The organism is Geodermatophilus amargosae (assembly GCF_900116515.1).
Taxonomy (GTDB): domain Bacteria; phylum Actinomycetota; class Actinomycetes; order Mycobacteriales; family Geodermatophilaceae; genus Geodermatophilus; species Geodermatophilus amargosae.
Genome location: NZ_FPBA01000004.1, coordinates 194,715 through 206,848, shown reverse-complemented (window position 1 = coordinate 206,848; position 12,134 = coordinate 194,715). Strand labels below are relative to the sequence as shown.

General features: G+C 74.4%; 14 protein-coding genes. 8 read left to right on the top strand and 6 right to left on the bottom strand.

Annotation, left to right across the window (positions count from 1 at the left end):
• The first annotated feature begins 13 nt into the window (after positions 1-13).
• Positions 14-442 (top strand): MarR family winged helix-turn-helix transcriptional regulator, encoded by a 429-nt coding sequence (locus BM414_RS08195; RefSeq protein WP_093578936.1) that lies wholly within the window; start codon positions 14-16, stop codon positions 440-442.
• A gap of 96 nt (positions 443-538) precedes the next feature.
• Here the strand turns inward: BM414_RS08195 and BM414_RS08190 are convergent, their stop codons facing one another.
• From BM414_RS08190 to BM414_RS08170, 6 genes are read right to left on the bottom strand one after another with little or no spacing between them, the layout of a single operon-like run.
• Positions 539-2,038 carry an aldehyde dehydrogenase family protein gene (locus tag BM414_RS08190; protein WP_093579064.1) on the bottom strand — a complete coding sequence of 500 codons (1,500 nt, stop codon included), beginning with the start codon at positions 2,036-2,038 and terminating at the stop codon, positions 539-541.
• The gene (gene folP, locus BM414_RS08185) at positions 2,035-2,925 is read right to left on the bottom strand and encodes a dihydropteroate synthase (RefSeq protein WP_245784571.1); all 891 of its coding nucleotides are present in this window, start codon (positions 2,923-2,925) and stop codon (positions 2,035-2,037) included. Before folP ends, BM414_RS08190 begins: the two co-directional genes overlap by 4 nt.
• Positions 2,922-3,059: a hypothetical protein gene (locus BM414_RS29215; protein ID WP_175551493.1), complete on the bottom strand. Its 138-nt coding sequence runs from the start codon at positions 3,057-3,059 to the stop codon at positions 2,922-2,924. The genes folP and BM414_RS29215 overlap by 4 nt, the downstream gene beginning before the upstream one ends.
• Entirely contained in the window at positions 3,056-4,876 is a 1,821-nt protein-coding gene (gene pabB, locus BM414_RS08180; protein ID WP_093578935.1) for an aminodeoxychorismate synthase component I, read from the bottom strand. The genes BM414_RS29215 and pabB overlap by 4 nt, the downstream gene beginning before the upstream one ends.
• Positions 4,876-5,736, bottom strand: coding sequence for a bifunctional methylenetetrahydrofolate dehydrogenase/methenyltetrahydrofolate cyclohydrolase FolD (gene folD / locus BM414_RS08175; RefSeq protein ID WP_093578934.1), 861 nt, complete (start codon positions 5,734-5,736; stop codon positions 4,876-4,878). Before folD ends, pabB begins: the two co-directional genes overlap by 1 nt.
• Positions 5,737-5,788: 52 nt before the next feature.
• Positions 5,789-6,652, bottom strand: a complete 864-nt coding sequence (locus tag BM414_RS08170) for a methylenetetrahydrofolate reductase (protein ID WP_093578933.1) — start codon at positions 6,650-6,652, stop codon at positions 5,789-5,791.
• 289 nt (positions 6,653-6,941) lie between these two features.
• On the opposite strand from BM414_RS08170, the gene BM414_RS08165 reads away from it, so the two are divergent.
• From BM414_RS08165 to BM414_RS08135, 7 genes are all read left to right on the top strand, one after another.
• Positions 6,942-8,540, top strand: a complete 1,599-nt coding sequence (locus BM414_RS08165) for a PAS domain-containing sensor histidine kinase (RefSeq protein WP_093578932.1) — start codon at positions 6,942-6,944, stop codon at positions 8,538-8,540.
• On the top strand, positions 8,537-9,199 hold the full coding sequence (locus BM414_RS08160) for a response regulator (protein ID WP_093578931.1): 663 nt from the start codon (positions 8,537-8,539) through the stop codon (positions 9,197-9,199). Before BM414_RS08165 ends, BM414_RS08160 begins: the two co-directional genes overlap by 4 nt.
• 162 nt (positions 9,200-9,361) lie before the next feature.
• On the top strand, positions 9,362-9,661 hold the full coding sequence (locus BM414_RS08155) for a 2Fe-2S iron-sulfur cluster-binding protein (RefSeq protein ID WP_245784570.1): 300 nt from the start codon (positions 9,362-9,364) through the stop codon (positions 9,659-9,661).
• Positions 9,662-9,834: 173 nt separating this feature from the next.
• Positions 9,835-10,569 carry an alpha/beta fold hydrolase gene (locus BM414_RS08150; RefSeq protein ID WP_093578929.1) on the top strand — a complete coding sequence of 245 codons (735 nt, stop codon included), beginning with the start codon at positions 9,835-9,837 and terminating at the stop codon, positions 10,567-10,569.
• A 1-nt stretch (position 10,570) separates the two neighbouring features.
• A complete protein-coding gene (locus BM414_RS08145; protein WP_093578928.1) occupies positions 10,571-10,849 on the top strand; it encodes a muconolactone Delta-isomerase family protein in 279 nt (92 codons plus the stop codon).
• 47 nt (positions 10,850-10,896) lie between these two features.
• Entirely contained in the window at positions 10,897-11,265 is a 369-nt protein-coding gene (ligA, locus tag BM414_RS08140; RefSeq protein ID WP_175551492.1) for a protocatechuate 4,5-dioxygenase subunit alpha, read from the top strand.
• On the top strand, positions 11,258-12,112 hold the full coding sequence (locus BM414_RS08135; RefSeq protein ID WP_093578927.1) for a class III extradiol dioxygenase family protein: 855 nt from the start codon (positions 11,258-11,260) through the stop codon (positions 12,110-12,112). The genes ligA and BM414_RS08135 overlap by 8 nt, the downstream gene beginning before the upstream one ends.
• Positions 12,113-12,134: the final 22 nt, after the last annotated feature.

Below are 12,134 nucleotides of genomic sequence, written 5' to 3'. Positions count from 1 at the left end.
GTAATCTCGTCCCGTGACCGGGGCCGGGAGTGCGCTCGACCAGCAGCTGTGGGACCTCGTGTACGCCTACGACGCGGCGTACGACCGGGCGGCGCGGGCGGCTGGGCTGAGCGCGGCGCAGGCCTGCCTCCTCGACGCGCTGACCGGAGGCAGCCGCTCGATGGGGCGACTCGCCGTCGAGCTGCTGTGCGACGCCTCGAACGTCACCCAGCTGGTCACCAGGCTGGAGGCGGGCGGACTGGTGACCCGGGTGCCCGACCCGGACGACCGGCGGGTCAAACAGGTGTCGATCACCCCGGCGGGACGCCGCGTGTGCCGCGCCGTCCAGCGGGCCTTCGACTTCCCCTCCGACCGGCTCGGCCGCCTGACGGGGCGCGAGCGGTCCCAGCTGTCCGGGCTGCTGGCCAAGCTGCTCGCGCCCGAGGCGTCCTCGCCCTCCTGACCGGGCACGCCGGCCCGGTCGGTGGTGCGGCAGGTGTCCCGGAGCGCGGGGACCGCCGGGGCCGGCGGCGAAGCGCCTCGCCGGCCCCGGCGGCTCTCAGTGCGCGGCCTCGGCCTGCGCGGTCTCGTCCGCGGCGTGCGCGATCGAGCGGGTGTCCTGGAAGGCGCGGACGCCCTCGATGCCCTGCTCGCGGCCCATGCCCGAGGCCTTCATGCCACCGAACGGGGCCCGCAGGTCCAGCCGCGCGGCGCCGTGGTCGTTGACCCAGACGTAGCCGACCTCCAGCTGCCCGCCGATGCGGTTGGCGGAGTCGGTGTCGGCGGTCCAGACCGACGCGCACAGGCCCGCCCACGTGTCGTTGGCCAGCCGGACGGCGTCGGCGTCGTCGTCGAACGGGAGCACCGGGATCACCGGGCCGAACTGCTCCTGGGTGACGACCCGGAGCGACGGGTCGGGGTCCACGACGATGGCCGGGCGGAGGAAGTTCCCCTCGGCGAACTCCCCGCCGGGCAGCTCGCCGAACTCCAGCACGGTCGCCCCGGACTCCCTCGCCTCCTCGACGATCTCGGTGACGAACGCCTTCTGCGCCGGCTGGTGGAGCGGGCCCATCGTCGTGTCCTCGGCCAGCCCGTGCCCGAGGACGGTCCGCTCCAGGCGTGCGGACAGCCCCGCGACCAGCTCGTCCATGCGCGACCGGTGCACGTACAGCCGCTTGGCGTTCATGCAGATCTGGCCGGTGGTGTCGTAGACGGCGCTGAACAGCCGGTCGAGGTGCTCGTCGTCCAGGACGGCGTCGGCCCGGATGATCGCGGGGTCGTTGCCGCCGAGCTCGAGGGTGACCCGGGTGAGGCTGCGCGAGGCCATCTCCATGATCTTCTTGCCGCCGTTGACGCTGCCGGTGAAGCACACCTTCGCGACGTCGGGGTTCTCGATCAGGCCGGCCATCTCGCTGTCGCGTCCGGTGACCACGTTGAGCACGCCGGGGGGCAGCTTCTCGGCGACGCGCTGCACCAGGCGCGTGGTGGCCAGGGGCGTCGACGGCGGGGGCTTCACGATCACCGTGTTGCCGGCCAGCAGCGCGTGCGGGAGCGACGCGGCGAGGATCGCGATCGGCCAGTTGAAGGGCACGATCACGGTCACCACGCCGAGCGGCTGGTAGGCGACGGTGGTCTGCACGGGGATGCCGGGCGCGGGGGGCAGCACCTTCGTCAGCTCCACCTCGTCGGCGAGGGACAGGGCCAGCTGCCACCGGATCTCGAAGACCAGGGCGTCCACCCACGCCTCGTGGACGATCTTGCCGTTCTCCAGGGAGAGGACCCGGGCGTCCTCGTCCCGCTCGTCGGCCAGGCCGTCGATCGCGGCGGCCATGGCGGCCGCACGCTCCTTCGCCGGGAGGGCCGACCACGCCGGGTAGGCGCCCTTGGCGGCCGCGACGGCGTCGGCCACGTCCTCCCTCGTCGCCGCCGCCGCGGTGCCGACGACGACGCCCGGGCGGGCCGGGTCGACGACCTCGAGCACCTCCGCCGTGGTCCGTTCCTGCCCGCCGATGTAGAGCCCCGTCGTGACGGGGGCCGTCGTGCTCACCGTGCTCGTCATGCGGATCGCCACCTCTCTGTGTGTCCGTTGTCGGTCGTGTCCGGTCGATGGTCGGGATGCCGGCGCGCCGTGTCGACGGCGGCCAGCACGCGGACGGCGTCGGCGCTGCCGGCCACGTCGTGCACGCGCACGCCCCACGCGCCGGCGCGGGCGGCCAGCACCGAGGTGGCCACCGTGGCGCTGTCGCGCCGGTCGGGTGGCCAGGGGCGCCCGTCAGCGCTCGCGAGGACGGCGCCGAGGAAGCGCTTGCGGGAGGCGCCGACCAGGACGGGGAAGCCGAGGTCCGTGATGCGGTCCAGGCCGGCCAGGAGCGCGAGGTCGTGCTCCGGCTGCTTCGCGAAGCCCAGGCCCGGGTCGACGACGAGCCGCTCGGCCGCCACGCCCGCCGCCATCGCGGCGTCGACGCGCCGGCACAGCTCCCGCCGGACGTCGGCGACCACGTCGCCGTACGTGGCTCCGGCGTACATGTCGCGGCTCTCGCCCCGCCGGTGCATCAGCACCCAGGGGACGCCGGCATCGGCGACGACGGAGGCCATGGCGGGGTCGGCCAGGCCGGCGCTGACGTCGTTCACCATCACCGCACCCGCCGCCAGGGATGCCGCGGCCACCGACGCACGGGTCGTGTCGATGCTCACCGCGATCCCGAGCCCGGCGAGCCCGGCGACCACGGGCAGGACCCGGCGGCACTCCTCCTCGGGGGGCACGCGCCCGGCGCCGGGCCGCGTCGACTCGCCCCCGACGTCGACGTAGTCGGCCCCGGCCCCCGCCATGTGCAGCCCGTGCGCGACCGCGGCCTCGACGGTGGAGTGGCGGCCGCCGTCGGAGAACGAGTCCGGCGTGACGTTGAGGATCCCCATGACGACGCAGCGGCCGGGGCGGGCGATCACGAGGAGGGCTCCGACCGCAGCAGGCCGCGGGCCCCGCCGGCGGTGAGGTCGCGGTGCTCGCGCCCCTCCCCGCGGAGGTTCGGCGACTCGCGCTCCACCTCGGAGGCCGGGTGGGCGACCGGGGCCCTGGTCACCCGTGCACCGTCCTCCGCGATCCGGCGCCGACCTCGTCCGCGGGCCGCCCGTGCACCGGCACCTGGCCGACGCGCAGCCGTGCCTCGCGCCAGCCGCGCAGCGAGTTGAGCACCGCCACCTCCTCGGCGTCGTACAGGTCGGCGACGGACAGGACCCGTTCGGAGAGGTGCCCCAGGTCCAGCAGACGGGCGCGCTCGACCCCGGGCAGGCAGCCCGCGCCGGTGGGCGGCGTCCACCACCGGCCCGCGATGCGCAGGGCGAGGTTCGCCGTGGTCGTCTCGGTCAGCTCGCCGTGCTGGTTGACCAGGACGACGTCGTCGGCCTCCGGGTGCCGCAGGGCCCGCGTCAGGTAGACGTCGCGGCGGGTGCTCTTGTGCTGCAGCCACGGGTCGGTGGCGTCCACGGGATCGTCGTCCAGCGCCAGCCGCACCGGCCGGGAGGCGGCCGGTGGCATGACCTCCAGCTCGACGTCGACGTCCCCGTCCCGCGACAGCAGGACCCGCACCCGAGCCGGGTCGGTGCGCCCCGCGACGGCCCGGCGGAGGGACTCCCGCGCCGCGGCCGGGTCGAAGCGGAACCCGGCCCAGTCGGCGGAGTCGGCCATGCGGGCGAGGTGCCGGTCGATGTTGCGCAGGTCCTCGGCGGGGACGAAGGCCAGCGTCTCCAGCAGCCGGTGCTCGGTCACGTCGTGGACCAGGACGGCCGCCTTGGCGTGCAGCTCGGCCCGTTCCCGTGCGGCCTCCGAGCCCCAGGTGATGCCGCCGCCGGCCCCGTACACGGCCTCGCCGGTGGCGCGGTCGACGACGGCCGTCCGGATGGCGACGTTGAACCGGGCCCGGAACGGCGCGGACGGGGGAGCGACCAGGCCCACGGCGCCGCAGTAGATCCCGCGCGGTGTCGGTTCGAGCTCCTCGACCAGCTGCATGGTGCGCCGCTTCGGGGCGCCGGTGACCGATCCGCAGGGGAACAGCGCGCGGAACAGGTCCAGCAGGCCGGTGCCGGCCGGGACCCGGGCGCTCACCTGCGAGGTCATCTGCCAGACGGTGGGGTAGCGCTCCAGGGCGAACAGCTCGTCGACCACCACGCTGCCGACCTCGGCCACCCGGCCCAGGTCGTTGCGGAGCAGGTCGACGATCATGAGGTTCTCGGCCTGCTCCTTGCTGCTGGACCGCAGGAGGAGGCTCTGCTCCCGGTCCTCCGCGGTCGTGCGGCCGCGGGGGGCGGTGCCCTTCATCGGCCGCGTCCGGACGACGTCCCCGGCCCACTCGAAGAACAGCTCGGGGCTGGCGCTGGCGACGACGTGCCGGCCGAGGTCCAGGTAGGCGTTGTGGGCACCGCGCTGGGCGAGGGCGAGCCGGGCGTAGAGGGCCTCCGGATCCCCCGGCGCGGTGCAGCGCAGCCGGTCGGTCAGGTTGCACTGGTAGGTCTCACCGGCGGCGATGTGCTCCCGGACGCTCGCGACCGCCCGGGCGTACTCGTCGTCGGTCCAGTCGGGACGCCACGGCGCCGGCTGCGGCCCGGCACCGGCCGGCGGTGCCAGCGGCGCGACCCGCGCGGGCTCGTCGCACAACCCGAACCACACCAGTGGCGCCCCGGCCGGCGCGCAGCCGCCCGGCAGCTGCGGGTCCAGGCCGGCGGCCGCCTCGTACGCGACGTACCCGAACGCCCAGCTGCCGGCTTCCGTGGCGTCGTGGACCTGCTGGAGCACGGCGGCGACCTCGTCGGGGCGCACCGCGGTCAGGACCCGGGACGGCGGGGGGCAGAGCAGTGCCTCCCCCGTGCGGAGGTCGTCGAACCGGGCCCACGGCCGGCCCATCAGTCCCCGATCCCCTGTTGGACCCGGGCCGCGGTGAGGGTGTTGGCCAGCAGCATCGCGATCGTCATCGGCCCGACCCCGCCGGGCACCGGGGTGATCGCGCCCGCCACCTCGGCGGCCGCGTCGAACTCGACGTCCCCGCGCAGTCCGTCCTCGCCGCGGTGGATGCCCACGTCTATGACGGTCGCGCCGGGCTTGACGGCGTCGTCGCCGACCAGCCCGGGGATGCCGGCGGCGACGACCAGCACGTCGGCCCGCCGGCAGACCTCGGGGAGGTCGCGCGTGCGGGAGTGGCAGACCGTCACCGTCGCGTTGCGCGCCAGCAGCAGCTGGGCCATCGGCTTGCCGACCAGTACCGACCGGCCGACGACCACCGCCTCGGCGCCCGAGAGGGGGACCTCGTACTCGTCGAGCAGGGCCATGACCCCGGCCGGCGTACACGGGCGCAGCCCCGGCCGGCCCTGGGCGAGCAGGCCGGCGTTCGCGGTGGTCAGCCCGTCGACGTCCTTCGCCGCCGGGATGCGGGCGATCAGGGCGTCGGGGTCCAGGTGCCGGGGCAGCGGCAGCTGCAGCAGGATGCCGGAGACCGCGGGGTCGGCGGCGAGCTCGTCGACGAGCGCGGCCACGGTGGCCTGGTCCGCGTCGGCCGGCAGGTGGCGGTGCAGGTCCTGCATGCCCGCCTCGACGGACAGGCGGCGCTTGTTGCGGACGTAGACCTCCGACGCGGGGTCCTCGCCGATCAGCACCGTCGCCAGTCCCGGGGCGACTCCGCCCGCGGCGACGAGCGCCGCCACGCCCCGTCCGACCTCCTCGCGGACCCTCCGCGCCACGGCCGTGCCGTCGATGACCCGTGCGGTCACTGGACTCCCCTCGGAGGGATCGGCCGGGCGGGACGCGCCGACGCGTGCGTGGTCAGGCGAGGTCCTTCAGCATCCGCTGACGCCACGCCTCGGTCGGCCCGAGGTCGTTGAAGGTGAAGACGTGGAAGCCGTCGATGGAGTTGTCCGGCTTCCCGATGTGCGGCGCCAGCCCCTTGATGATCTTGTCCGGGCTGTAGCCGCCCGGGATGAAGAAGCGCCAGAACATGCTCTGCTGCTTCGTGAGGAACTTCGCCGACTCCCCGATGCCCAGTCCACCGGAGACCCGCAGGAGCTTCTGGCGGTGGACCGCGCCGGGGACGCCCACCTGGACCGGCAGGTCGATCCCGCGGTTCCGCAGCTCCCGCGCCCACGTCAGGATGACCGCCGGGTCGAAGACGATCTGGGTCTTGATGTGGGTCGCCAGCGGCGCCTTGTCCTTCAGCGCCTGGAACAGGATCTCCGTCGACGCCGTGGGGTGACCCTCCGGGTGGCCGCCGATGCCGATGTCGGTGAAGCCGTGGCCGAGCTCGTGGAGGGCGACCAGCAGGTCGTGCGCGTGGCGGAACTCCGTGGGGTCCTCGGTCGGGTCCCCGCCGACGACGAAGACGTCGGTGATGCCGGCCTCCCGGCAGCGGGCCACGGCGTCGGCCAGGTGGGCGCGGTCGCGGACCTGCCGGGCCGAGAGGTGCGGGGCCACCGTGTAGCCGTGACCGGCGAGCGCGACGCTGAGGTCGATCGTGGCGTCCTGCCCCTTGGCCGGGGAGGCGGTCACCGTCAGGCGGACGTCCTTCGGCACGCACGACAGCACCGACTGCTCCGTCTTCTTGAACGGGATCACCTCGTAGCCGAGGCCCTGGAAGGCCTGCCTCAGCGACTTCCGGGTGGTCGCGTCCCGGACGGCCAGCGAGCGCTTCACGTGGTCTCTCCTCTGCAGGGGTCGGGCGCGGGTCCCGTACCCATCGTGACGTGCACCACCCCGGGCGGGGACGGTGCCATGACGGCACCTGGGGAGCCGGATCGGTGGCGGGCCGTACGTCAATCGTCGCGGTGGACGGGTGGTGCGGGACCGCCTCGACCGTCCTGACGGCCGGTCCGGGTGGTCCCGGCCGCTGCGCCGCACACCGGCGCTGTGCCGCGTGTCAGCATCTCCCGCAGTGACCCGGGCCACGGCCGGTCCGGAGTGCAGGTCCAGGAGGGAGGCAGCGGTGCGACGAGGAGGACGGGCGACCGTCGACACGACGACAGGTCCGGTCACCTCCGCGGAGGAGGTGGTGCGGCAGGCCCCCGACGGACTGGCGGTCATCGACGGACAGGCCCTTTTCGTCGACGCCAACCCCGCCGCGGTGCTCCTGTGCGGCCTCGACCCGGGCGCCGTCGCGGGTGCCCCCTCGCCGTTCCCCGTGCCGGACGAGCCCGCGGCCGCAGGCCGGTCGGGGGAGCTGACCGTGGCCTGGGAGCCCGGGCCCGGTCACCGGCGGGAGTTCGCCTACGTCCTCGCCCCGATCCCCGGTGAGGAGCGCTGGATCGTCTCCTTCCGCGACGTCACCCTCAGCCGCTTGCGGGAGCGACGGCTGACCGCGATCGCCAGGGCGGCGTCGAGCGTGGCGTCGAAGCGTTCGCTGGTCGGCACGCTCGAGGTCCTCGCTCGGGAGGTGGCGCGGACCGACGCGCTCGCCGGCGTCCAGGTCCTCACCGTGAACTCCTCCGGCGACCGGCTGCACGTCATGGGCGCCGCCGGCTTCGGGCGGGCAGCCGACTTCTTCGACAGGCTGATGGAGTGCCGCGCGCTGGGCGCCGAGCTCAAGATGCTCGAGGCGCTCGAACGGCGTGAGCCGCTCGTGGTGCCCCACCGGTACGAGCAGACCATGCAGGACCCGGCGTGGGCGCCGCTGCACGACCTCCTGCGCCACCCCCGGTGGGACTGGTTCGTCAGCGTGCCCCTCCTCGCCCGCGGGGAACCGGTCGGCATCCTCAACGCCTTCTACGCACCGGGGCAGGTCGTCGGTGCCACCGAGCTGGAGTTCCTGCTGGCCATGGCCGAGCAGGCCGCCATGGCCGTGGACCACGCCGCGCAACGGCAGCGGGAACGGGACGTGGCCCGGCGCGAGGAGCGCCAGAAGCTGGCCCGCGACCTGCACGACTCGGTCGTGCAGCAGGTCTTCTCGATGATGATGCAGGCGCGGTCGCTGAGCGTCCTGGTGGAGCGGGGGCTGCCGCCCACACCGGACAGGGTGGCCCAGGTGGCCGACGACCTGAGCACCAGTGCCGAAGCGGTGCTGGCGGACCTGAGGGGGATGGTGGTGGAGCTGCGGCCGGCGGCGACGACGGGGGAGGGGCTCGCCCCCGCACTGCAGTCGCTGGTCGACACGACGTCGGCTCGCACCGGCGTGGCGGTCTCGCTGGAGGTGGACGACCGCGACGACGAGCTGCCCGCCCAGGACGCCGACCTGCTGGAGGACGTCTACCGCATCGTCGCGGAGGCGCTGCACAACAGCATCAAGCACGCCGACGCGTCGACGATCGACGTCCGGCTCGCCGTCACCTCCCACGGACGGCGCAGGCGACTCGTCGCCGAGGTCGCCGACGACGGTCGCGGGCTCGCGGCCGGCGGTGCCGTCGCCCCCGCCGGGGGCCCCACCTCGAGCGGCTTCGGGATGACGGTGATGCGCGAGCGCGCCGCCAAGTGGGGCGGAGCCGTCCGGGTGCGGCAGCCCGCCGCAGGCGGCACGAACGTGCGGCTGACCCTGCCGCTGCCGACCTCCTTGCCCGCGGTGCCGGCGACCGAGATGACGGTCGCGCCGTGACCGCGCCGCACCCGATCCGGGTCCTCGTCGTGGACGACCACGCGGTCGTGCGCCGCGGGGTGGTCGCCTACCTCGAGGCGCTGGAGGACGTCGAGGTGGCGGCCGAGGCCGGCGACGGCCAGGAGGCGCTCGACCAGCTGGCCCGGGCCGCCGCACACGCCGAACTGCCCGACGTCGTCCTGATGGACCTGCAGATGCCCGGGATGGACGGGGTGACGGCGACCGGAGAGGTGCTGCGCCGGTTCCCGCAGCTCAAGGTGGTCATCCTGACCAGCTTCGGGGAGACCGAGCGCGTGCACGCGGCGCTGGAGAGCGGGGCGTCGGGCTACCTGCTCAAGGACGCCGGACCGGCCGAGGTCGACGCCGCACTCCGCGCAGCCGTCCGCGACGAGGTCTTCCTCGACGCCGCGGTGACCCGCCGCCTCACCCAGGAGATGCGTGCGCCCCGGACGGGACTCGGCGCCCTCACCTCGCGGGAGAAGGAGGTGCTCGTCCTCGTCGCGGAGGGGAGGTCGAACAAGGACATCGCCCGGCACCTGGTCATCAGCGAGCGGACCGCCCGCACGCACGTGAGCCACCTGCTCACCAAGATGGGTCTCACCTCGCGGACACAGGCGGCACTGCTGGCCGTCAAGGAGGGGCTCGTCCAGCCCCGGTGAGGGCGGGTGCCGTCATCTGTCGCGTCCCTGGCGCGACAGGGGCGTCCGTCGCCGTCGGTCAACCGGGCGATGGGCCGGCCCGCCGGGCGGCCTAGCGTCGCTCCCGGTCGCACGCCGGCGTCCCCCGTCCTGCGTCCGACCGCGCGACGAGGGGAGGACCACGTGGCCGTCGCTCCGGAGGCTCTCGGCGAGGCCGGCGGCCTCCGGGTCGTGTGCGCTGCCGCGGGGATGGCGCTCCTGGTCCCCGCGGACACCTCCGTCCTCGAGGCGGTCCGGCGGGCGGGCCTGGAGGTGCCGCCCGCGTGCGGCGACGGCCACTGCGGTGCCTGCGAGACGCGGGTCCTCGAGGGCGAGCCCGACCACCGGGACGGCGTCCTGACCGGCGAGGAGCGGGCGTTCGGCGAGACCATGATGATCTGCGTGTCCCGGGGGAGGACGCCGAGCCTGGTGCTGGACCTCTGAGGTGCTGCCCGGCCGGCGGCGGGGACGAGCACGACGGATGACACGACGGATGACGTAGCGCGCCGGTGCCGCAACGGTGGCAGCCTCGTGACATCGGGCCGATCCCGTCCGCCGTCCCGCTGCCTACCGTGAGGGCCGGGGCACACCCGGGGTCCTCGGCAGATGGGGAGAGCATGGCCACGTTCGTCCTCGTGCACGGCGCCTGGCACGGCGGGTGGTGCTGGGACCGCGTGGCGCGTCCGCTGCGCGAGGCGGGCCACGAGGTGCACGCGCCCACGCTCACGGGGCTCTCGGAGCGCGCCCACCTGCTCTCGCCGCTCGTGGGGCTGGAGACGCACGTCGAGGACGTGGTCCGGCTGATCGACGTCCTGGGCCTCACCGACGTCGTCCTGGTCGGGCACAGCTACGCCGGCCAGGTCGTGACCGCCGCCGCCGACCGCCGTCCGGACGCCGTCGCGCGGCGCGTCTACCTCGACGCCTTCGTGGGCGCCGACGGCGAGGCCGCACGGGACCTGCTGCCCGAGACGGTGGAGCACCACTGGGCGCAGTCCGCGGCCGAGCAGGGGTTCGGCTGGCTGGTGGCGGTCCGCAAGCTGGCGGTGCTGGGCGTGACGGAGCCCGCCGACGTCGACTGGCTGAGTCCCCGGCTCACCCCCCACCCCTGGAAGACCTACACCGACCCGCTGCTGCTGACCGGGGCCGTCGACGCCGTTCCCGCGGCCTTCGTCGAGTGCGTCAGCTGGATGCGCGTCTTCGCCGCCCAGGCCGACCGGGCTCGCGCGCGGGGGTGGCCGGTGCGCGAGATCGCGACCGGTCACGAGGCGATGGTCACCGCGCCGGACGAGCTGGCCGCGGTGCTGGTCGAGCTCGCCGGCCTCGTGCCGGGCACGCCCGAGGGAGGAGACTGACGTGGAGTTCCTGGTCCGGTCCGAGAACCGGCTGCCGGCCGACACGCCCGCCGAGCGGCGGGAGGAGCTGCGGGCAGGGGAGCGTGCGCGGGCTGTGGAGCTGCGCGCCGCCGGGGTGCTGAAGCGGCTGTGGCGGGTCCCCGGCCGCAACGCGACGATCGGTCTCTACGAGGCCGAGGACCCGGCCGCGCTGCACGACGCGCTCATGTCGCTGCCGATGGCCCCGTGGCTCGACGTCTCCGTGGAGGCGCTCGCCACCCACCCGCAGGAGCGGACGTGACCTCCCCGTCCGGCGGCGCACCCCCACGGGAGCGAGGAGAACCAGTCATGACCACCGACAGCGGCGCCGGCCGCCTGGACCTGCCGGGGACACCGATCTTCGACGGGGACACCAGCCGCCGGGGACTGCGCATGAACAAGCTCTTCATGAGCCTGCGCGATGCGGGCAACCGCGAGCGCTTCGCGGCCGACGAGGCCGCCTACTGCCGGGGGTTCGGGCTCACCGCGGAGCAGGAGAAGGCGGTGCTGGACCGCGACTGGCAGGCGATGATCGACCTGGGCGGGAGCATCTTCTACGTCTACAAGCTGGCGATGATGGACGGACGGTCGATGCAGTACCTCGGGGGAGTGTTCACCGGCATGGGCGAGGACGACTTCCTGGCCGCGATGCGCGCGGGGGGCCGCCGCGATGGCTGAGGTGATCTGGGGCCTGGCGACCTCGCACGTGCCGTCGATCGGCGCGGCGATGGACCGCGGCAAGGCCGAGGACCCGAACTGGAAGGCGCTCTTCGACGGGTACGCCCCTGCACGGGCGTGGCTGGCCGAGCACACGCCCGACGTCGCGATCGTGGTCTACAACGACCACGCCAACGGCATCGACCTGGACTTCGTCCCGACCTTCGGGCTGGGCACCGCCGAGCGGTACGAGGTCGCCGACGAGGGATTCGGCCGCCGGCCGGTGCCGGACGTGATCGGCGACCCCGAGCTCTCCTTCCACCTGGTGCAGAGCCTGGTCGACGACCACTTCGACCTGACCGTCTTCCAGGAGCTCGCCGTCGACCACGGGTTCACCGTGCCGCTGTCGGTCTGGACCGCCGACCCGGGGGACGCCTGGCCCTGCCCGGTGATCCCGCTGCTGGTCAACGTCATCCAGTACCCGCAGCCCACGGCGGCGCGGTGCTACGAGCTGGGCCGGGCCCTCGGCCGGGCGATCCGGAGCTATCCGAAGGACATCACGGTCGGCGTGCTGGGCACCGGTGGCATGTCCCACCAGCTGGCCGGCAGCCGCGCGGGGTTCATCAACCCCGACTTCGACTCCATGTGGATGGAGGCGATCGAGACCGACCCGGCCAGACTGGCGGCGATGTCCCGGGAGGAGCTGATCCGTCAGGCCGGCTCGGAGGGCATCGAGCTCATCATGTGGCTGGTCATGCGCGGGGCGATGGACGACCGGGTCACGAAGGTGCACTCGGACTACTTCGTGCCGGCGTCCAACACCGCGGCCGGCATCGCCCTGTTCGACAACCGGGCGCCGTCCGCCTGAGGACCTGCGCCACCGCGGTGAG